24 protein-coding genes are annotated in these 21,916 nt (G+C 39.0%); 22 read left to right on the top strand and 2 right to left on the bottom strand.

Translation table 11 applies throughout. The annotated features are described in order from the left end of the window. The first annotated feature begins 7 nt into the window (after positions 1 to 7). From NCY30_RS08400 to NCY30_RS08335, 14 genes are all read left to right on the top strand, one after another. The gene (locus tag NCY30_RS08400; protein WP_250818626.1) at positions 8 to 1,237 is read left to right on the top strand and encodes an NAD(P)/FAD-dependent oxidoreductase; all 1,230 of its coding nucleotides are present in this window, start codon (positions 8 to 10) and stop codon (positions 1,235 to 1,237) included. Between the two features lie 31 nt (positions 1,238 to 1,268). Beyond that, positions 1,269 to 2,900 carry an NAD(P)/FAD-dependent oxidoreductase gene (locus NCY30_RS08395; RefSeq protein WP_250818625.1) on the top strand — a complete coding sequence of 544 codons (1,632 nt, stop codon included), beginning with the start codon at positions 1,269 to 1,271 and terminating at the stop codon, positions 2,898 to 2,900. Between the two features lie 145 nt (positions 2,901 to 3,045). After that, positions 3,046 to 3,306 carry a DUF4321 domain-containing protein gene (locus NCY30_RS08390; RefSeq protein ID WP_250818624.1) on the top strand — a complete coding sequence of 87 codons (261 nt, stop codon included), beginning with the start codon at positions 3,046 to 3,048 and terminating at the stop codon, positions 3,304 to 3,306. A 61-nt stretch (positions 3,307 to 3,367) separates the two neighbouring features. Continuing rightward, on the top strand, positions 3,368 to 4,060 hold the full coding sequence (gene radC, locus NCY30_RS08385; RefSeq protein WP_006426576.1) for a RadC family protein: 693 nt from the start codon (positions 3,368 to 3,370) through the stop codon (positions 4,058 to 4,060). A gap of 36 nt (positions 4,061 to 4,096) precedes the next feature. Further along, entirely contained in the window at positions 4,097 to 5,125 is a 1,029-nt protein-coding gene (locus tag NCY30_RS08380) for a rod shape-determining protein (protein ID WP_006426575.1), read from the top strand. Then, complete coding sequence (gene mreC / locus NCY30_RS08375) at positions 5,125 to 6,003, top strand: rod shape-determining protein MreC (protein WP_195549331.1); 879 nt, start codon at positions 5,125 to 5,127, stop codon at positions 6,001 to 6,003. The genes NCY30_RS08380 and mreC overlap by 1 nt, the downstream gene beginning before the upstream one ends. Positions 6,004 to 6,006: 3 nt before the next feature. Beyond that, positions 6,007 to 6,525: a rod shape-determining protein MreD gene (mreD, locus tag NCY30_RS08370; protein ID WP_006426573.1), complete on the top strand. Its 519-nt coding sequence runs from the start codon at positions 6,007 to 6,009 to the stop codon at positions 6,523 to 6,525. Further along, positions 6,518 to 9,454 (top strand): penicillin-binding transpeptidase domain-containing protein, encoded by a 2,937-nt coding sequence (locus tag NCY30_RS08365; RefSeq protein WP_179970543.1) that lies wholly within the window; start codon positions 6,518 to 6,520, stop codon positions 9,452 to 9,454. The genes mreD and NCY30_RS08365 overlap by 8 nt, the downstream gene beginning before the upstream one ends. A gap of 17 nt (positions 9,455 to 9,471) precedes the next feature. Further along, positions 9,472 to 10,062 carry a septum site-determining protein MinC gene (locus NCY30_RS08360; protein WP_022416120.1) on the top strand — a complete coding sequence of 197 codons (591 nt, stop codon included), beginning with the start codon at positions 9,472 to 9,474 and terminating at the stop codon, positions 10,060 to 10,062. After that, positions 10,044 to 10,835, top strand: coding sequence for a septum site-determining protein MinD (gene minD / locus NCY30_RS08355; RefSeq protein WP_173787377.1), 792 nt, complete (start codon positions 10,044 to 10,046; stop codon positions 10,833 to 10,835). Before NCY30_RS08360 ends, minD begins: the two co-directional genes overlap by 19 nt. 11 nt (positions 10,836 to 10,846) lie before the next feature. Further along, a complete protein-coding gene (locus NCY30_RS08350) occupies positions 10,847 to 11,059 on the top strand; it encodes a cell division topological specificity factor MinE (RefSeq protein ID WP_006426569.1) in 213 nt (70 codons plus the stop codon). Continuing rightward, complete coding sequence (locus tag NCY30_RS08345; protein WP_022416122.1) at positions 11,056 to 12,180, top strand: FtsW/RodA/SpoVE family cell cycle protein; 1,125 nt, start codon at positions 11,056 to 11,058, stop codon at positions 12,178 to 12,180. Before NCY30_RS08350 ends, NCY30_RS08345 begins: the two co-directional genes overlap by 4 nt. A gap of 12 nt (positions 12,181 to 12,192) precedes the next feature. Then, a complete protein-coding gene (gene mgsA, locus NCY30_RS08340; protein ID WP_006426567.1) occupies positions 12,193 to 12,588 on the top strand; it encodes a methylglyoxal synthase in 396 nt (131 codons plus the stop codon). Then, complete coding sequence (locus tag NCY30_RS08335; RefSeq protein WP_055193848.1) at positions 12,572 to 13,567, top strand: D-alanyl-D-alanine carboxypeptidase family protein; 996 nt, start codon at positions 12,572 to 12,574, stop codon at positions 13,565 to 13,567. The genes mgsA and NCY30_RS08335 overlap by 17 nt, the downstream gene beginning before the upstream one ends. A gap of 117 nt (positions 13,568 to 13,684) precedes the next feature. Here the strand turns inward: NCY30_RS08335 and NCY30_RS08330 are convergent, their stop codons facing one another. After that, positions 13,685 to 13,885, bottom strand: coding sequence for a DUF378 domain-containing protein (locus tag NCY30_RS08330; protein WP_022416124.1), 201 nt, complete (start codon positions 13,883 to 13,885; stop codon positions 13,685 to 13,687). Between the two features lie 83 nt (positions 13,886 to 13,968). Here NCY30_RS08330 and NCY30_RS08325 point away from each other — a divergent pair, with 83 nt between their 5' ends. The 8 genes from NCY30_RS08325 to NCY30_RS08290 all read left to right on the top strand — a co-directional run bounded on the left by NCY30_RS08325 (position 13,969) and on the right by NCY30_RS08290 (position 20,573). Next, a complete protein-coding gene (locus tag NCY30_RS08325) occupies positions 13,969 to 14,925 on the top strand; it encodes a TIGR01212 family radical SAM protein (protein ID WP_173787376.1) in 957 nt (318 codons plus the stop codon). A 12-nt stretch (positions 14,926 to 14,937) separates the two neighbouring features. Then, positions 14,938 to 16,314 carry an HlyD family efflux transporter periplasmic adaptor subunit gene (locus NCY30_RS08320; RefSeq protein ID WP_044919567.1) on the top strand — a complete coding sequence of 459 codons (1,377 nt, stop codon included), beginning with the start codon at positions 14,938 to 14,940 and terminating at the stop codon, positions 16,312 to 16,314. A gap of 35 nt (positions 16,315 to 16,349) precedes the next feature. Further along, entirely contained in the window at positions 16,350 to 17,048 is a 699-nt protein-coding gene (locus NCY30_RS08315) for a YggS family pyridoxal phosphate-dependent enzyme (protein ID WP_006426563.1), read from the top strand. Positions 17,049 to 17,073: 25 nt separating this feature from the next. Further along, positions 17,074 to 17,634 (top strand): cell division protein SepF, encoded by a 561-nt coding sequence (locus NCY30_RS08310; protein WP_006426562.1) that lies wholly within the window; start codon positions 17,074 to 17,076, stop codon positions 17,632 to 17,634. 2 nt (positions 17,635 to 17,636) lie between these two features. Then, positions 17,637 to 18,392 carry a YlmH family RNA-binding protein gene (locus NCY30_RS08305; RefSeq protein WP_006426561.1) on the top strand — a complete coding sequence of 252 codons (756 nt, stop codon included), beginning with the start codon at positions 17,637 to 17,639 and terminating at the stop codon, positions 18,390 to 18,392. 47 nt (positions 18,393 to 18,439) lie between these two features. Then, entirely contained in the window at positions 18,440 to 18,946 is a 507-nt protein-coding gene (lspA, locus tag NCY30_RS08300) for a signal peptidase II (protein ID WP_006426560.1), read from the top strand. After that, a complete protein-coding gene (locus NCY30_RS08295; RefSeq protein WP_250818623.1) occupies positions 18,927 to 19,847 on the top strand; it encodes an RluA family pseudouridine synthase in 921 nt (306 codons plus the stop codon). Before lspA ends, NCY30_RS08295 begins: the two co-directional genes overlap by 20 nt. A gap of 81 nt (positions 19,848 to 19,928) precedes the next feature. Continuing rightward, on the top strand, positions 19,929 to 20,573 hold the full coding sequence (locus NCY30_RS08290; RefSeq protein ID WP_022416129.1) for a cytidylate kinase-like family protein: 645 nt from the start codon (positions 19,929 to 19,931) through the stop codon (positions 20,571 to 20,573). A gap of 141 nt (positions 20,574 to 20,714) precedes the next feature. Here the strand turns inward: NCY30_RS08290 and NCY30_RS08285 are convergent, their stop codons facing one another. Further along, on the bottom strand, positions 20,715 to 21,815 hold the full coding sequence (locus tag NCY30_RS08285; protein ID WP_250818622.1) for a tyrosine-type recombinase/integrase: 1,101 nt from the start codon (positions 21,813 to 21,815) through the stop codon (positions 20,715 to 20,717). Positions 21,816 to 21,916: the final 101 nt, after the last annotated feature.

The following is a 21,916-nucleotide window of genomic DNA, read 5'->3' as shown; positions in this document are numbered from 1 at the left end:
TTTGCAGATGAAGAAAATAGCAGTCATTGGCGGCGGTGCTTCCGGTCTTGCAGCTGCGATTGCAGCCGCAAGATCAAACCCAAAAGTTCAGATTACGATATATGAGCAAAAAGATTCTGTCGGGAAAAAGATTCTCGCAACAGGAAACGGAAGGTGTAATCTGACGAACAAAGATATGAAATCTTCTTATTACCGCAGTGAAAATATTCCATTTGTTGAAGAAGTGTTAGAGCAGTTTGGGTATGAAGATACCATACGCTTTTTCTCATCTCTCGGACTTATGGTCAAAGAAAGAGGAAATTATGTCTATCCACATTCAGATCAGGCATCTACCGTTCTGGAATTATTAAAACTGGAACTTCACCGGCTTGGCATCAAAATTCTTACCGGTGTTCAGGTAACGGATATTACCCCGATATCGTCCGGCTTTATGATAAAGCTAAATACAGGAAAACAGAAAGCGGATGCTGTAATTCTGGCCTGTGGTGGAAAGGCCAGTTCAAAACTGGGATCTGATGGCAGCGGATACACATTGGCAAAGGGCCTGGGACATACAATGGTTCCCGTGGTTCCGGCGCTGGTACAGCTTAAGGTCAGGAAAAATCCATTTGCCAAAGCAGCCGGTGTCCGAACCGATGCTTCCGTAACCGCAATCTGTGACGGGAAAGCCATTGCTTCTGACCGCGGAGAATTACAGCTTACAGCGTATGGAATTTCCGGAATTCCTGTATTTCAAATCAGCCGCTATGTTGCGAAAGCTTTATATCTCAAGCAAAATGCAAAGGTTAAAATTGACTTTCTGCCTGAGATGTCAGAAAACGAATTTTTATCCTTTCTTTTGGAAAGAAAAGAAGGACGGGAGCAAATGACTTGTGCGGATTATCTTCTTGGGATCTTCCACCAGAAACTAATACCGAGATTTTTAGAGCAGGCCCGCATCCGTATGCACACGCTGGTTCAAGAGTTGTCCGAAACGCAGTTCAAAAGCCTTGTGCAAGCGGCCAAGCAAAACGTAGTACTAATTGATACTACTAACGGTTTTGACAATGCACAAGTGTGTGCAGGAGGGATTTCCACTATAGAGCTTAGTGCCAGGACAATGGAATCCAGATATATAAAAGGCCTGTATCTTACAGGCGAACTTCTGGATGCAGATGGAATCTGCGGTGGTTATAATCTTCAATGGGCATGGGCAACCGGCTATCTGGCCGGCAAGGCAGCTGCGGATACGCAGTGATTTTTACAAAGATAACAAAAAGGAGTAAAACATGATACGGATCAATCAGTTAAAATTAAACATTGCACATACACAATCAGATCTGGAACGAAAGATTTTGAAAACGCTTCATATGAAAAAAGAATATCTTCAGGGATACAAGATCAGACGCCAGTCCATTGACGCACGTAAAAAGCCAGATCTTTATTATGTTTATTCCGTGGATGTCCTGGTAAAAGATGAGGCAAAAATCAAAAAAAGCATCAAGAGTAATCAGATTCAATTTCAGGCGAAAGAAGATACTTATAACTTTCCTGCAAACGGAACCAGAGAGTTCAAGCACCGTCCTGTTATCATCGGAACCGGACCTGCGGGACTATTCTGCGGATATATGCTTGCAATCCACGGATACCGGCCAATCCTTCTGGAAAGAGGGGCCGATGTCGATCAACGCACTAAAGACGTAGAAACCTTCTGGAAGACCGGAACATTAGACCCTTCATCGAATGTTCAATTCGGTGAAGGCGGTGCCGGAACATTCTCTGACGGAAAACTTAACACTCTTGTGAAAGACAAATCAGGGCGGAACCACGAAGTTCTCCGCATCTTTGCCAGACATGGTGCTCCGGAAGCGATCACATATCAAAGCAAGCCGCATATAGGAACAGATATTTTGTCCCGGGTTGTAAAAGAAATGCGTGAATGTATCTGTGCGCATGGCGGAGAAGTACGGTTTCATTCACAGGTCACTGATATCCAGACCGTTACAACAGGGAACACAAAAGTGCTCCGCAAATTAGAAGTATACGATCTCAAAAAGCAGGAAAAATATGTTCTCGATACAGAGCTTGCTGTTTTTGCAATCGGTCATAGTGCCCGTGATACATTTGCCATGCTGCACCAACACGAAGTACCTATGCAGCCAAAAGCATTTGCAGTAGGAGTCCGCATGGAGCATCCTCAGGAAATGATTAATAAAGATCAATATGGAGAGTATTATCCGGACTTTCTGCCCGCAGCACCGTATAAACTTACGGCAAATCTGAAAAACGGAAGAGGTGTATATACATTTTGTATGTGTCCCGGTGGATATGTAGTAAATGCCTCTTCCGAACCTCATCGCCTTGCTGTTAACGGAATGAGTTATAGCAAGCGAGACGGACAGAATGCCAATACCGCCGTTATCGTTACCGTAACCCCGGAAGATTTTGGAAGCAGCCATCCACTTGCCGGCGTTGAATTCCAAAGAAAATTAGAAGAAAATGCATATCGGGAAGGAAACGGCAAGGTTCCGGTACAGTTATTCGGTGATTTTTGTAAAAATATACCTTCGCAAAAATTAGGTGATATTATTCCACAGATAAAAGGTATGTATCGGCTTGCTAATGTCAGACGCATTTTTCCTGAGATCATTGCGGATTCATTACAGGAAGGGGTATGCATATTTGATCAGAAGCTTCCTGGATATGCAAGAAAGGATGCTGTCATTTCAGGAGTTGAAAGCAGAACATCTTCGCCGGTCAGAATCATAAGAGATGATTCTCTGCAAAGCGAGATCCGCGGAATCTATCCTTGTGGAGAAGGCGCGGGTTATGCCGGCGGCATTACATCTGCAGCCATGGATGGAATAAAAATCGCCGAAATGATTGCCGGCACATATCGCCCGTTAGAGACAAAAAAATAAAAATTTTTTATGAAATATGCTCACTTTATGTAGAAAATCGAAAAGAAGTTTAAGAATTTTTTAATATCATAAACCTATACACTTTTTCTGAAATGTGATAAAATGTATTGAGTTTTTTAGATAGGAAAAACGAGGAGGAGTACATATGAAAGGTGCAGGGAGTAAGAACGCCTGGGCTTTATTTCTGCTTATTCTGGCAGGAGTAGTTCTTGGTGGCTTTATCGGGACGCTGGCAAAAGGGGTGCCGGCCTTATCCTGGCTGAGTTATGGACAATCCTTTGGAATAGACGAGCCGATCGTCCTGGACCTGGGAGTGTTAATCATAACATTTGGTCTGTCGATAAAGATAACCATGGCAAGTATCATTGGCGTGATTCTTTCCATTATCATATATCGTTTCTTATAGTTTACAGAAAGGTAGGTCCCTGACTTTACTTCTGTGAACGTCGTGCGAATCTAAAGAAAATATGAATCAATCTAATACCATGAGAGAAATGCCGAAAGACGAGCGGCCATATGAAAAATGTGCACGTCTGGGAGCGGACAGTTTAAGTGACGTTGAATTATTGGCGGTATTATTAAGAACAGGAACTCAGGGTGAAAATGCAGTAGACCTTGCAAGAAGGGTCCTGTATCATGCCGGCGAAAACGGAATCCTCGGGATTCACCAGTTTAATGTTGAACGTTTGAAAAAGATCAAGGGAATCGGTCAGGTAAAAGCAATTCAGATATCCTGTATATCGGAACTTGCAAAAAGGCTTTCCAAAGCTTCATATGAAGAAACCGTATGTTTTACCGAACCGAAAACGATTGCACAATATTATATGGAAGATTTAAGACACGAGAAACAGGAACATATGAAATTATTGATGTTAAACTCGAAGGCAAAGCTTCTCGGCGAAACCAATATTTCAAAAGGGACAGTAAATGCATCCCTTATTACACCGAGAGAGCTTTTTATAGAAGCATTGCAGAAGAATGCGGTATCAATTATAATTTTACATAATCATCCAAGTGGTGATCCGACTCCAAGCCGTGAAGATATGTTGACAACAAAAAGAATTCTGGATGCGGGTGCGCTTATAGGAATTGATTTGTTAGATCATATTATTATTGGCAATAATTGCTATATGAGTTTTCGTGAGGAGGGCATGCTGTAAATTCTGCAAACAAGATAGAAGAAAGGATTCTGTCAGATGGCAAGAAATGTATACGGGCTGGACCTTGGTTCTTATGATATAAAGGTCTACGATAAGAAAAAAGATACGATCTGGAAAGAGAAAAATGTAATTGCATTTAAAGATAACCGGGATCGCGATATTTTTGCAGTTGGAGATGATGCATTCAGTATGTATGGAAAAGCACCATCCAATATAGAAATCACATTTCCTATGGAGGCAGGTGTCATTTCCAGATTTAATGACATGCAGTTCCTGCTTCAGAACCTGTTAAAAAGGGGACGTCAGTTTTCGCGTGGTTCTGAATATGTGATTGCTGTTCCAACGGATGTAACAGAAGTAGAAAAGAAAGCATTCTTTGATCTGGTAATCCATTCAACGGCAAAAGCAAAAGAAGTAAACATTGTAGAGCGGTCTATTGCTGATGCAGTAGGTCTGAATCTTGATATTCAGAATACAAAAGGTATCATGATTGCGAATTTTGGAGGCGAAACAACCGAGTTATCTGTACTGGCCGGTGGAGGTATGGTTTTAAACCGCCTTGTAAAGGTCGGCGGTCTGACGTTTGACCAGGGAATCATCAATCTTGTAAAACACAGTCACGACTTTTTGATTGGACGGCAGACGGCAGAAGTACTTCGAAGAAATTTCAATGTATTTACGGGTGATTCCGATTCTATATTATCGGTGGCCGGAAGAGATCTGATCACAGGTGTACCGATGCGAAAGCCTATTTCTATTATGCTTGTCCGTGCGGCAATGAAGGATCCTCTGCTTGAATGTGTAAAAGCAATACATTCTCTTTTAGACAGGACACCTCCTGAGGTTCGCAAAGCAATTTATGAAAACGGGATTTTCCTCACAGGTGGACTTGCAAATATGCCAGGCCTCGAAATATATATCGAGCAGATGGTTGGAATCAAATCAAGGACAGCTCTGGAACCGGATACCTGTGCGGTAAATGGGCTGAAGCGTATTATTATGTCAAAAGATTTAAGAAAACTTACATTTTCAATGATAGAAGATAATTATAGGTGGATGAGATAATGAAGACAAAAAATCAATCTTCCCTTCCAAGTAAATACTGGCTGATCATTGTAATCGTCATCTGTGTTATTCTGATGGGGGTAGAACGTATTACCGGAGGGAACGGACCAATCAGTTTCATTGCAAATTATACAGTAATTCCTATGCAAAAAGGTATCGGATATGTAGGACGTTATATGAGCGATCTTTCCGATAATTTTGAGACACTGCAGGATATGAAAAAGGAAAACAAAAAATTACAATCCAAAGTAGATGATCTTACAATAGACAACACCAGACTCCGTCAGGATCAGTATGAACTGGAAAGACTCCGTGAATTATATAAACTCGATGAAAATTATTCAGATTATAAAAAAATCGGCGCACATGTAATTTCCAACAGCGGTTCTAACTGGTTCAGCGACTTTACGATCGACAAAGGGAGCAAAGACGGAATCAAGAAAAACTGTAATGTTCTTGCAGGCAGCGGCCTTGTGGGAATTGTAACAGAAGTCGGACCTCATTACGCCCGGGTACGTTCTATTATAGATGATGAAAGTAATATCAGTGCAATGCTTCTTTCTACTTCAGATACCTGTGTGGTAAGAGGTGATTTAAAACAGATGGAAAATGGAAGAATCCGTTTTGAAAAGCTTGCTAATAATGATAATAAGATTGAAGTTGGAGAACAAGTCGTTACTTCGCATGTCAGCGACAGATTTCTTCAGGGACTCTTTATCGGATATGTCAGTGATGTAAAAGTAGATTCCAATAACCTGACACGTTCCGGATACATTACACCTGCTGTTGATTTCAGCAAACTTCACGAGGTTCTTGTTATTACAACGACCAAAAGCGAACTCATCAAACAGGAATCCGGAAGCACCAAGGGAGAGTAGCATATGAAAAGAAAACTTATCACATTTTTCATTATCATTATCTGCTTTTTATTAGAATGTACCGTTTTTCACAGATTGGCATTCGCAACGATCAAACCCAATCTGTTGATTATCGTTACTTCTTCGTTCGGATTTATGAGAGGAAAAAAAGAGGGCCTTGCCGTTGGATTTCTGTCCGGTTTCCTGACAGATGTATTCTGGGGAAACACTCTCGGTTTTTACACCCTGCTTTTTTCGGTAATTGGTTACATGAACGGGTCATTTCGAAGACTCTTTTATGATGATGATATCAAACTTCCTATCGCACTTATTGCGATCAGTGAATTGATATACGGTTTAGTTACATACTTCTGTATGTATCTTTTGCAGGGGGATTTTGCTTTTGAAGCATACCTGAGACAGATCATTATGCCAGAACTTGTGTATACCATTCTGGTTACTCTGATTCTGTATCAGATCATATTACACATTAACAAGAAACTGGAAGCAGAAGAGCAAAGGAGTGCAAGTAAATTTGTATAGTTTATGGGAACGGATCAAATCCGGCATTGCAGAATTCGTACAATCTCGAATATTTGTATTAATTATTGTCTTTTGTATTACATCGGCAATCCTGGTACAGAGAATATTCTATCTTCAGATTGTCAAAGGGCAGGAATATCTTGATGATTATAAACTGCAGATTCAGAAAACAAAAGAAATACAGGGTACCCGTGGTAATATCTATGACCGGAACGGTAATCTGCTGGCATATAATGAATTGGCATATTCCGTTACAATCGAAGATAACGGATCTTATGACAGCATAGCACAACAGAATAAAGTTTTGAACAAGACGATTTCTTCTGTTATTAAAATGGTCGAATCGAACGGAGATACCGTTATCAATAACTTCGGAATCATTTTGGACAGTAATAATAATTATCAATTTGTTGCGCAAAATGAGACTCAGAAATTACGTTTTATTGCCGACGTATATGGAAAATCAACCATCGACCAGCTTTCTAAAAAACAGAAAGCAACAACGGCAAATGAACTTATTCATTATCTCTGTACGGATAAACAAAAATTCGGAATTAATGAAAAGGAGATGGACAAGTCCACTGTACTAAAACTGATCAATATTCGTTATCAGATCTGGCTGAACAGTTATCAGAAATATATCTCAACCACAATCGCTGAAGATGTCAGCGATGCCACAGTTGCAGATATTATGGAAAATCTGGACAAATTATCAGGGATCAATGTAGAAGAAGAATCACTTCGTAAGTATGCTGACAGTAAATGTTTTGCAAATATTATCGGATATACCGGTCAGATCTCGCAGGAAGAGTATGATGCTTTAAGCGATGCCGATCAGGAACGATACAGCAAAACTGATACTGTAGGTAAGGCAGGACTTGAAAAGGCGATGGATTCTCAGCTTCAGGGTAAAAAAGGAAGCGAGAAACTCTATGTTAACAACGTAGGTAAAGTTATCAAAACCGTAAAAGGAACAAATCCGAAAGCCGGGAATGATCTTTATCTGACGATTGATGCCAATCTGCAGAAAGCTGCCTACAATATTCTCGAGCAGGAACTTGCAGGAGTTCTTCTCGCCAAAATTCAGAACTCTCTTGATTTTGACCGCAATAAGGTAGAAGATGGAAGTGACGTTATCATCCCGATCGGTGATGTATATAACGCAATGATCAATAATGATGTGCTTGACATGACACACTTTACGGATCCCGATGCCGGAGAAGCTGAAAAAGAAGTTGCCTCTGCATTTTCTATAAGAAAAGAAGAAGTTAAAAATACACTGACAAAAGTGCTGAATGATTCAAAAGCTGCCGCATACAAAGATCAGCCAAAAGAAGTCCAGGCGTATCTGACATACCTGGTATCTGATGTACTGACTAACGGTACAGGCGTCTTGATGTCAAAATCCATTGATACTAAAGATGCTACGTATAAAGCCTGGAAAGATGAAGAATCTATTAATGTTTATACGTATTTGAATTATGCAATTTCAAAGAACTGGATAGATACTTCTTTATTAAAAGACTATATAAAATCCAACGAACAATATTCCGATTCCGGAGAAGTATATCAGGGAATCATAAATTATATTCTGGATTATATAAATACCGATAACAATTTTGACAAACTGATCTACCGTTATATGATAAAATCAGGAACTATTACCGGCAGACAGATATGTATGATGTTATATGAGCAGAATATTCTGGATAAAAAAGATAATCAGTACGACAGCTTAAAAGCCGGAAGCATCGGTGCTTATGATTTTATCCGCAGCAAGATCCAATCACTGGAAATTACCCCGGGACAGCTTGGACTTGAACCATGTACCGGATCTTTAGTTGCAACAGATCCGAATACTGGTGAAGTACTGGCCTGTGTATCATATCCGGGATATGACAACAACCGTCTTGCAAATACTATGGACTCCGATTATTATAGTAAACTGCTTACAAATCAGTCTCGTCCATTTTATAATAATGCAACTCAGGAAAAAACAGCACCAGGTTCTACCTATAAGCCGTTATCTGCTATCACCGGTCTGACAGAAGGTGTTATTGATGTAAATACTTACCTTCCGTGCGCAGGTGTATATAAAAAAGTTACACCAAATCCAAAGTGCTGGATTTATCCGTCTGCTCATGGCAACCTGAATGTATCGCAGGGAATTCAACATTCTTGTAATGATTTCTTCTATGAAGTCGGATACAGACTTGGCCTTAACAGTACAGGCGATTCAAAATTAGATAATGATACTTCTGACGGAAAGAGTACTCAGAATTACTATTCAAGTGAAAGAGGAATTGCAAAACTGCAGAAATATGCAGAAGAATTCGGACTTGGAGATACTTCCGGTATGGAAATTCCGGAATCAGATCCGCAGATTTCCGATGACAACTCTGTATTATCCGCTATCGGACAGGGAACCAACAACTATACAACCAGTCAGCTGGCAAGATATATTACAGCTGTTGCAAATAAGGGTACTGTATATAATTTAAGTCTTTTAGACAAAGTGACCAATCCGAAGGGAAAGACAGTAAAAGATTATACACCGGAAGTAAAAAATAAAGTAACCGATGTATCATCTACTACATGGCAGGCAGTTCACGAAGGTATGAGAGCAGTGGTAACATCCGAACACAAAGATATTTTCACAAAATTAAATGCCAGCGGTGTACAATTATCCGGTAAAACAGGAACAGCTCAGCAAAGTCAGACTCACCCGGATCATGGTCTTTTTGTAGGATTTGCTCCTAGTGACAGTCCACAGATTGCATTTGCAATACGTATCGCCAATGGTTACAGTTCAACTTTTGCAACTGAAGTTGGTAATAATGTCATGGAGTATTATTATAAAGTTACTCCGGAAAATGAACTGATCACCGGAGAGGCTTCCAATATCGGAACTGTAACCATTGGCGATTAAAGAAAGGATGATTCTATGTGAAAGATGATGTTCTCATCAAGAGCAACAAATACGGCATTACGATTTATTTTAATTCCGACAATTCATTTGAAGAATTGCTTGATGACGTAAAAAACAAATTTCAATCTGCCGCCAAATTTTTTAATCATGCAAAAATGGCGGTAGAATATGAAGGCCGTTCTTTCACAGAAGAAGAAGAGCGGCAGCTGACAAGAGCGATTGAATCAGCTGCCGGTATTGAAATACTATGCATTATTGAAAAGAATACTGCTACAGAACAAGTCCATAAAAAATTACTGGACGAAAGCCTTGAAGCTATCCATGAAAGGGACGGACAGTTCTATAAAGGTACATTAAGAGGAAGACAGGTTCTGGAGTCGGAACAGAGCATCGTGATCATCGGAGATGTTGAAGAGGGTGCAACGGTTGCATCAAAAGGAAATGTAATCGTGACAGGTACTATATACGGAACCGTGATTGCAGGTGCCGCCGGCAGGACAGATGCTGTCATAGCAGCACTCCATATGCAGCCTAAAAAACTGCGGATCGGAGGGATTAAAGTAAAACCAGTTATAGGAGGAAGTTATTCATGGGCGAAGTTATTGTAATTACATCAGGAAAAGGCGGTGTTGGAAAGACAACAACAACGGCAAATATAGGTGCAGGATTATCTAAGCTTGGCAAAAAGGTAGTGATTATTGATACTGATCTCGGTCTTCGCAACCTTGATGTTGTTATGGGCATGGAAAATCTGGTTGTATATAATCTTGTTGATGTTGTTGATGGAAGCTGCCGGCTTAAACAGGCACTGATCAGAGACAGCCGATATGAGAATCTTTATTTACTGCCATCCGCACAGACAAAAGATAAATCCGCAGTTTCTCCGGGACAGATGAAGAAACTCACCGCAGAATTAAAAGAAGAATTCGATTACATACTTCTGGATTGTCCTGCAGGAATTGAGCAGGGCTTCCAAAATGCAATTGCCGGTGCTGACCGTGCACTTGTAGTTACAACTCCGGAAGTATCATCCATCCGTGATGCCGACCGTATCATCGGACTTCTGGAACAGAACCAGATCCGTACAATCGATCTTATCATTAATCGTATCCGGATGGATATGGTGAAAAGAGGAGATATGATGTCGGTTGACGATGTCACAGAGATTCTTGCCGTTCCGCTGATTGGGATCCTTCCTGATGACGAACAGGTTGTAATAGGAACGAACCAGGGGGAACCGGTAATCGGATTGGATTCAAAAGCCGGAAAGGGATATCTTAACATTTGCAAACGAATCACGGGCACGGAAGTCTCTTTTATGAATCTTGACACAGGCAAAGGGGTATTTTCCAGAATTGCCCATGCTTTCAGGAAGAATTAGGAGGATTTATTATGCTGAAAAACTCTTCCGTATCCATTGCAAAGAATCGTCTGCGCACGTTGGTCATATCAGATCGTGTACAATGTACTCCTTCGGCTTATGAACATATTTGCAAAGATTTATACGAAACACTTTCCAAATATATGGAACTTACAGAAGATGATTTTCAGGTAGAGATTAACCGTTCACAGATAGTGATAAAAATAGCAGGAGAAGAAACGTGAGATCACATAGATTTACTAAACCATACAATTTAAAAAATTACAAATTTGGAATCGTAACACTTGTCGGGATTTTGTCTGTTCTGGGTATTTTAGTTGTCGGCAGTGCAAAGGAATCTCTTCAGAGCAAACAGATTCTTGGTGTTATCATAGGCTTTACTGCAATGATTGTTGTTTCCTTAATTGATTACATGTGGATTATGAATTTTTACTGGGTTTTGTATGCATTGTCTATCATTATGCTTGCAGCTGTAAAATTATTCGGAGAAAATGTAAATGGGGCAACCCGTTGGATTAAAGTAGGATTTATTCAGTTCCAGCCATCTGAACTGGCAAAAATATTGCTTATTATTTTCTTTGCCAAATTCCTGATGGAACATGAAGAGGATATTAATGATAAGTTTACATTAATTAAATATGCCGTTCTGGCAGGAATTCCTCTTGCTTTAATTTTAATTGAGCCAAACTTATCTACTACGATATGTACGGCACTTATGATCTGCCTTATGATCTATATTGCCGGACTCAGTTATAAGTTTATCGGTACGGTATTGATTATACTAGTCCCGATCGCAGTAATATTTTTGAGTATTGTTGTTCAGCCGAATCAGAAAATCCTCAAAGATTATCAGCAGAAACGTATCCTTGCTTTCATTGAACCGGAAAAATATGAAAGTGATGAAGCATATCAGCAGAAAAATTCTGTAATGGCTATAGGATCCGGACAGTTAACAGGAAAAGGACTGGATAACAATACAACTACTTCCGTAAAAAACGGTAATTTCATTCTGGAACCTCAGACAGACTTTATTTTCGCAATCATCGGAGAAGAATTAGGTTTTGTCGGAGGGTGTATAATTATTGCGTTATTACTATTGATTGTGATACAATGTATCTTAGTTGGGATACGATCGCAAGACCTTGCAGGAAGAATCATATGCTGCGGTGTTGGCGGCCTGATCGGCATACAAAGTTTTATCAACATTGGTGTTGCCACCAAAATTTTGCCAAATACCGGAGTTCCATTACCTTTTGTAAGTTATGGTCTGACTTCTCTTGTAAGTTTATATATTGGAATTGGATTAGTCTTGAACGTAGGATTACAACCGAAAAAATACCAGTAAGGAGTGAATGATATGAATATAGGTCTGATAGCACATGATTCAAAAAAAGCATTGATGCAAAATTTCTGTATCGCTTATAGAGGAATTTTAAGCAAACACAGTCTTTATGCTACAGGAACGACCGGAAGATTAATTGAAGAAGTTACGAACCTGAAAGTTCATAAATATCTTGCCGGTCCTTTAGGTGGCAAACAGCAGCTGGGAGCTCAGATTGCGCAAAATGACATTGATGCGCTTATCTTTTTAAGAGAACCCTCTAATCCAAAGCCACATGATCCAGATTTAAATGACGTGATTCGGATGTGTGATACTTATAATATCCCGTTGGCTACGAACCTTGCAACAGCAGAGATTATTATTTTGGCAATTGACAGAGGAGATTTGGACTGGCGTGAAATGTATCGGTAAATATTCAAAATTAATTTCTGTACTGTTATTAACGGTTGTCATGGCAACCGGATGTGGAATTACAGATCTGCTTGGAACGAAGAATGTAGTCGCTGAATACGAGGCAGAAAATTATAACAAAGACCTTTACACCGGAAAATTATTTGCTTCAGATTTATGTGTAGCTTCCGGTGATATCAGTCTCAGTGGCATATCTTCGGATGAGACTAATACATTACATTCTGCTGCGCTGTTTGATGTGGACAGAAAGAAAGTAGATTTTTCTTATCAAATGTTTGACAAAATATATCCTGCAAGTACAACAAAGATCATGACGGCACTTGTAGCCTTAGAAAATGCGGATCTTTCCGATGTTGTAACCGTTTCCCAGAATGCGGATATGAACAGTTTTGCTGCGGATGAAGCAACTTGTGGAATAAAAGCTGGAGATAAAATTACTTTATCCGATTTATTATATGGTCTGTTATTACATTCAGGTAATGATAATGCTACTGCTATAGCAGAATATGTCGGCGGAAGTATGGATGGATTTGCTGAAATGATGAATAAAGAAGCAGCCAAATTAATGGCAACCGGCACACATTTTGTAAATTCCAACGGACTTCACAATGATAACCACTATACAACGGCATATGATTTATATTTAATATTTAATGAATGTATCAAATATGATGATTTTGTAAAAATTATCATGGCAAAATCTCACACCGCAAAGGTTACCGGAAACGATGGAACGATAAGGAGCATCACATGGGAACCAACAAACTTTTATGCAACGGGAGATGCCAAGAAGCCTGATAATGTAACTGTAATCGGCGGAAAGACCGGTACAACTCAATTGGCAGGAAACTGTTTAATTCTGCTTACAAAAGATAAAAATGACCATCCGTATATATCAATCGTAATGAAGGCTGATACCAAACCTTTACTTTACAAAGATATGACAGCAATTGTAGAAGCAATTCCTGAAAATAATTGATGCATAAGAATATGTCGCAGACACTTTTCATACCAAAGTATACAAGAGAAGTTGCCGGTGGCAACTTCTCTTGTATACCCAAACAAAAGGGGCATCCAAATTACGGATACCCCTTTTTTAGGATGAACTTCCAATTCTTCCATAAAGGCTGATGAGATATAAACCGCACAGTCCGATAATTGTATAAATAATTCTGGACAGCCATGTAAGATTTCCAAATATCACGGCTACAATATCCAGTTTAAAAATACCGACCAGCAACCAGTTAAGTGCGCCTATGATCACCAGCGTTAAAGCAGTGTTATCAAACCATTTCATGTAAGAATCCTCCTTTTATCGAATGATAATAGTATTACCATAAAAGGAAAGATTATACACATATCAGAGAAAGGATTTATATAATGGATATCGATGAAAGATATTATCCATATTCAAAATATTTAAAGAAAAGATATGGAGAAAAAGTATATAAATTACCGGTAAATCTTCCTGTTACGTGCCCAAATCGTATTTCAGGCGCAGGATGTTCATTCTGTGCAGAAACCGGAACCGGATTTGAAGCAATGGATTCAGCTGTTTCTGTTACCGAACAGCTGATGAGCACAAGGAAATATATAGAGAAAAGATATCATGCCCATAAATTTATTGCTTATTTTCAAAATTATACCAACACATTTATGCCTCTGGATATTTTTCAAAAATATATGCTCGAAGCATCGAAGGTTCCTGATATCGTAGAAATTGCGATTTCCACACGTCCGGACTGCATCCGTGAAGATTATCTTGATGTTTTAAATAGGATTCGCGAAACAACGGGAATTCAGATTGCAATAGAACTTGGACTTCAGACAGTAAATTATCATACTCTGAAAAGAATATCGCGCGGTCATACTCTTGCAGAATATATTGACGCCGTTCTTCGTATCAGCAGATATGGTTATGATATCTGTACTCATGTGATTTTAAATCTGCCAGGAGATGAGATGGATGATTCGATTGAAACCGCTAAGATATTATCGGCTCTTCCCGTTCAGATTGTAAAAGCACATTCTCTCTATATAGCCAAAGACACACGGTTGTGCGATGACTATGAAAATGGTACAATATCTCTATGCGAAAAAGAAGAATATCTGAACAGACTGATTGCTTTTCTTGAACATCTAAATCCGGATATTGCCGTAGAGCGTCTGTTTAGCCGTATTCCTGAAAAAGATGCCGTATTCTGCAACTGGAACACAAGTTGGTGGAAATTACGTGATGAACTTCTTTTAAGAATGGAAGAGCAGAATAGTTTTCAAGGAAAAAAACTGAACTATCTGGATGGAGCGGCATTGCGTTTATTGGACAACAAAGAATAGGAGGCCCGTATTTTGGCTGCAAATATTACTTCTTCAAATATAAAAGTTTATCAAAAGAAAAAACATTTAAATATCGGAATCGTCATTTTTGGGGTTATATTTATTTATCTTCTTGTGACGGTTCTGATGTATCTGACCGCAAAGCACATTTCTGTTTATGAAGTACGTGAGGGTTCGATCGTAAAAGATACTTCTTACACCGGTCTAGCCATTCGTAACGAAACGGTCGTACATTCCAAAGGGAAGGGTTATGTTAATTACTTTATTTCAGAAGGAAACAAAGTCGGTGCCAAAACACAGGTTTATTCCCTGTCTGACCAGAAACTTCAATTTGAAACAAATACAAACAACACACAAAAATTAACCTCCAGTGAACAGTCGGCAATCAGTCAGAAGACACAGACTTTCTGCGAAAATTATACCGACGGAACCTTTGGGGATGTATATACTTTAAAGAACAATATTTCCGGAGTTCTTGAAGGCAAGTCTAATCAGAATCGTCAGACGCAGATCGCGGCTTTGACGGAATCAGATCTTGATGGTTTGAAAGTATATACCGCTGAGTCCGACGGAATTATCAGCTATTCTGTAGATGGTTTTGAAAATACAAAAGCAGAAGATATAACCCCTGATATGCTTAACAAAGAAAACTACAATAAAAAAGAGCAGAAGAATAATACGAAAATCAAATCCGGTGATTCAGTATATAAATTGATCAAAGATGATGACTGGACACTTGTGATTGCTCTAAGTAAACAATCAGTAAAAGATTTAACTGATGCTTCCAGCGTTCAGGTCCGTTTTCCGAAAGATAACGAAACTATGACAGCGGCTTTTTCCATGAAAAAAGTAAAAGGCACCTGGCTTGGATATCTGGCATTTGATAATTCTATGGTTCGTTATGCCCAGGATCGTTTTGTAGATGTAGAGCTTATTATGGCAGATCATACCGGACTTAAAATACCAAAATCTGCAGTCACCAAAAAGAATTTTTATGTGATCTCAGAAGACTATCTTACACAGGGTGGTAACAGCAACAGCACAGGAGTATTGATCGATACCGGGAAGGAAAATGCACAGTTCCAATCAGTCGATATCTATTACCGAGATACATCAACCGGTTCTGTTTATATAGATCCTGATGATTTTGAAGAAAATACAACACTTAGAAAGCCTGATTCATCGGATACCTGCCAGTTAAACAAAACCCGGAAGTTAAAAGGTGTATATAATATTAACCGTGGTTATGCCGTATTCCGACAGGTACAGATTCTGTGCGAAAGCGATGAATATTATATTGTTCAAAGTGGTGATGACTACGGACTTTCCAATTATGATCACATTGCTCTGACGGGTAAAGACGTACATGAGGGCGATGTAATATCCTGACACACAATAACAGATTATAAAAGGAGTGGACAATTATGTTAAAAGAAAATCTGGAAAAAGTAGAAGAAAATATACAGGCTGCATGTGACCGTGCCGGACGTAAAAGAGATGAAGTTACTCTGATCGCCGTAAGCAAAACAAAACCTGTAGAAATGCTGCAGGAGGCCTATGACCTTGGAGTCCGTATAAACGGAGAAAACAAAGCACAGGAACTGGCTTCTAAATATGAAGTCCTTCCAAAGGATATTCACTGGCATATGATTGGGCATATGCAGCGTAATAAAGTAAAATACATTATCGATAAAGTTGATCTGATTCATTCTGTAGATTCTGTCCGACTCGCAGAAACAATTGATAAAGAAGCAGAAAAGCACGGTGTTATTGCCAATATATTGATTGAAGTAAATGTCGCAAAAGAAGAAAGTAAATTTGGTCTCATGCCGGAAGAGGTTCCTGAATTTGTAGAAAAGATTGCCGGATTTCCTCATATCCGCGTAAAGGGATTAATGACAATTGCTCCATTTGTAGAAAATCCAGAAGAAAACAGACCGATTTTTGCACATTTAAGAAAATTATCTGTTGACATCGCAAAGAAAAACATTGATAATATTACTATGAGTATTCTTTCTATGGGTATGACAAATGACTATCAGGTGGCCATAGAAGAAGGAGCTACCATGGTCCGTGTGGGAACCGGAATTTTTGGAGCACGTGATTATACTCATCAAGTATAAACGGAAGATAGGAGATTTATTAAAAATGGGAGTATTAGATAAGTTCTTAAGTATCATGAAGTTAGACGACGGAGATGATGAATACGATGAGGATGAATTCTTCGACGATGACGAATATGATGATGATTATGAAGAAAAGCCCAAGAGAAGCCTCTTTCATAAAAACACCAAAGACAATGATAAAGATTTCGATGAAGACGATGAAGACGATTACACAGCACCTGTGAAGTCCAAATCTGCATTCTCTAATAATAAAGTAACTCCGATGCGTCAGCCTTCAAGAAGAAGCAGTGTAAATATGGAGGTTTGCGTGATCAAGCCAACTTCTGTAGAAGATTCAAGAGAGATTACAGAGACTTTATTAAGTGGACGTACCGTTATTTTGAATCTTGAGGGACTGGATCTTGAGATTGCTCAGCGTATTATTGATTTTACTTCAGGAGCTACATTTGCAATCAGTGGTAACCTGCAGAAAATTTCTAATTACATATTCCTGGTAACACCTACAAATGTTGATATATCTGGAGATCTTCAGGATTTGCTTAACACTTCTCTGGATTCTTCATCTATGAGGTCAAGATTTTAATTATGAATAAAGAAGAAAGTATGTTACAGAAACGTCTGGTGGAACTCTCCAGACTGGCATATAACAGAGGGATTGTTATATTTTCCGACTTTCTTAATTTGAATGAATTAAATATTCTTCATACCACACCAAAAGACATGTTTTTATCTCAGTATAAAACTTATGGTGGATATGACTTATCAGAGCGTCAGATGGCTGTTTTTCTACCTGATGCTCTTTATTATGATTATGAATATCCCATTCAGATTATAGAAGTCACTCCGTCAAGCAAAAGATTTGCCGAAGATCTTACACACAGGGATTATCTTGGAGCACTTATGAATCTTGGCATCGAGCGCTCCAAAGTTGGAGATATTATTGTTGAAGATCAGAAAGGATTGATTTTTGTCAAAGAAGAACTCGCTGAATATATTGCAGATAATCTGACTGTGGTTCGTCATACGAACGTAAATACATCCATAGGAAAAGGGGTTAAAGTAGATTATGAACCAAGATTTGAGGAGCTGAAAGGGACCGTATCTTCCATTCGTCTGGACAGTGTACTTGCTCTTGCCTATCCACTTTCCAGAAGTAAGATTACTGCACAGATTGAAGCCGGAAAAGTCTTTGTAAATGGAAAACTTATCACGAGTAACGGTTATCGTTTAAAAGACAATGATATTATCTCTGTAAGGAAAATGGGACGTATTGCATATGATGGTATTCTCTCAGAAACAAAAAAGGGACGCTACCTGATCTCTGTACGCAAATACATTTAGGACAATAATTTAAATAATTTATACAGTTAATTTATAGAAGGAGTATCATGAAGACAAATACAAAACGAATCACACATTATATAATGGCATTGGTAAGTATCGTTGTACTGGTATTATTGGATCAGATTACAAAACATCTGGTTGTATTACATCTTAAGGATCGGTCTGCCTATGTCCTGATTAAAGATGTATTTCAATTAGAATATCTGGAAAACAGGGGTGCAGCCTTCGGTGTGCTGCAAAATCAACGTATATTCTTTTATATCAGTGTACTTTTGATTACAATTGCTGTTATCTGGTTTTACCACAAAGTACCTATAGAACATAAATATCTGCCGCTTCGTATCTGTGCAGTGTTAATTCTTTCCGGTGCTTTCGGCAATTGTATAGACCGGATCCGTCTGAATTATGTAGTCGATTTTTTATACTTCAAGCTGATCAACTTCCCGATTTTTAACGTTGCCGATATCTATGTAACCGTTGCAGCATTTCTGCTGGTTATATTAATACTCATTTACTATAAGGAGGACGACCTTGAAAGAATTTTCCATTGATCGCAATACAGAAGGCCAGCGGATAGACCGCTATCTTTCAGATGAATTAGAAGACAGATCAAGATCTTATATACAGAAAATTATGAAAGAAGGATATGTAAAAGTCAACCAGAAGCCTGTAAAATCCAATTACAGGCTTTCTTTTGGCGACAGCGTGGAAGTTACCCTTCCGGAGGCAAAAGAGCCTGATATCGTACCAGAGAACATTCCTTTGGATATCCTTTATGAAGACCAGGATATCATCATGATCAACAAACCAAAACAAATGGTCGTACATCCGGCTCCCGGACATTATAGCGGGACACTGGTAAATGCTTTGATGTATCATTGCGGTGATGAGCTGTCCGGTATTAACGGCTGTATGAGGCCTGGAATTGTCCACAGGATTGATATGGATACGACAGGATCATTAGTTGTATGTAAGAACGATAAAGCTCATCAAAGCCTTTCGGAACAGTTAAAAGTACACTCTATACGGCGTATCTATGTTGCTATCGTACATGGAAATATCAAAGAAGATTCCGGTACGGTCAATGCTCCGATCGGACGCCATCCAACAGACCGAAAGAAAATGAGCACCCATTGTAAAAACGGACGGGATGCAGTCACACATTATAAAGTTCTGGAGCGATTCGGCGATTACACATATATTCAGTGCGAACTTGAAACCGGGCGTACACATCAGATTCGCGTCCATATGGCAAGTATCGGACATCCTCTGATTGGTGATGAGGTCTATGGTCCGAAAAAATGCCCATTCAAAGGATTACAAGGGCAGACCCTGCACGCACGCACACTTGGAATCATTCATCCAACCACAGGAAAATATCTGGAAGTAAATGCACCTCTCCCAGAATATTTCATTGAACTATTAGACAGACTAAGGAATATTTATAACTGAATTATGAGAAAATTCTATACATTTGTCTAAGTTTGCTGTATAATATGTTTATATTAATTTTTGTTTAGGAGCGTGATTTATATGGCAAAGACAAATACAATCATTACAATCGGTCGTGAATATGGTAGTGCCGGACGCCAGATCGGATATAAAGTTGCGGAAGATCTTGGAATCAAATTATACGACAGAGAAATGCTGGAACGCGCAGCAAAAGAAAGTGGTATCTGTGAAGAACTTTTTGAGACACATGATGAGAAACCTACCAACAGTTTTCTGTATTCTTTGGTTATGGATTCTTATTCTTTCGGGTATCCTTCATCCAGTTACACAGATATGCCAATTAATCATAAGATTTTTCTTGCCCAGTTCGATACAATCCGTAAGATAGCGTCTGAGGGACCATGTATTCTGGTTGGACGTTGTGCTGATTATGCATTGGAAGAATTCGATAATGTTTTAAGCGTATTCATTCATGCCGATATGGATGCCAGAATCCGCAGAATTGCACGTATCTATGATCTGACAGATGCAAAGGCGAAAGACTTGATCAAAAAAACGGACAAGAGACGTTCCAGCTATTATAATTATTACAGCAATAAAAAATGGGGAGCTGCCGAAAGCTATAATATCTGCCTTGACAGTTCACTTCTGGGAATTGATGGTACTGCAAAGGCCATTGAGCAGCTGGTTGAATTAAAAGAGAACATTACAGATAAAAAATTATAATCTAATTAAACTAATAAATAAAAGAATCTCCGACATATATTATTTACTATATGTTGCCGGAGATTCTTTTTTCATTTAAATTAAAAATAGATGAACAAGAAGAACACACCTGTCACTGTGACAAAAAAGTTCCATTACATTTTATATTTCTCGTAATTTGACCGCAGAAGCAGCTTTACGGCGTCGGTTATCATCAATCGCTGCATAATGCTTTTTTGTCGTGTTAACATCTTTATGTCCCAGGACATCCGCTACCAGATAAATATCCCCAGTCTCTTTATAGAGAGAAGTACCATATGTACTGCGCAGTTTATGCGGCGTGATTTTTTTGTTCGGTGTTACCTGCCTGGCATATTTTTTCACCATATTTTCAACAGCCTGGACACCCATGCGTTTTCTCTGTGTTGACAAAAACAATGCCTGTTCATGGCCGGGGAGGGGAGTAGCGGCCGCACGGTCACCTGCCATATAATTCTTAAGCGCCTCCGCAACCTCATCACCGAAATAGACAACCATCTGATTTCCACCTTTTCTTGTAACCATAATTCCATTGTTCTTAAAATCTACATCCTTTATATCCAGTCCGACACATTCGGATACACGGATTCCGGTTCCTAATAATAATGTGAGAATAGCAATGTCACGGTCACGCGTTTTCTTATAATAATTCAGTGCCTGCCCGGTCAGATGTTCGCCTGCAGATTCCACAAAATCCAATAACAGCGCAACTTCATCAGTATCCAGACGTATGATTGCCTTATCATGTAATTTAGGCATATCTACCAGAAGTGTCGGATTTTTCTGAATGATCCGGTGCTTGAAGTAATATCCATAAAAACTTCTAAGGGCAGACATTTTTCGTGCCAGACCTTTTTCCCCATTGGTGATCAGTTCGCCGTCCTCATCACGTTTGTATACTTTCAGATATTCCAGGTATTCCTCAAGATCTACAGGCTCAAGATTCTCAAGATCCTGAGGCGTAAATCTGTCAATTGTATAATTCTTGTATACAGGATTGTTTTCCATAAGAAAGTGGAAAAACACACGGATATCGTAAGCATAGTTAATACGGGTACGTGCCGATGATTTCGGTTCCATAGCACGGAAATAGTCCTTAACAAAAGGCGGTAAAGTCTTCAAAACTTCACGGAGCCGTAACGTCTGGTCAATCTGGCTCTGTTCATGATAATTATGCGGTTTGTTTGACGATGTATTGGCCAGATTTGTAGATGAATCAATCATGTAAGAAAAAACCTCCTTAAAATAATAAATATAAAAAGCATAAGTGTATAATATATACATATTTTTACAAAACATATTGTAAAGAAAACATATCGTAAATA

This window comes from Dorea sp. MB18-49 (assembly GCF_023669465.1).
Taxonomy (GTDB): domain Bacteria; phylum Bacillota; class Clostridia; order Lachnospirales; family Lachnospiraceae; genus Dorea_A; species Dorea_A longicatena.
The sequence above is the reverse complement of the archived record's forward strand: the minus strand, read 5'-3'. Positions and strand labels throughout refer to the sequence as shown.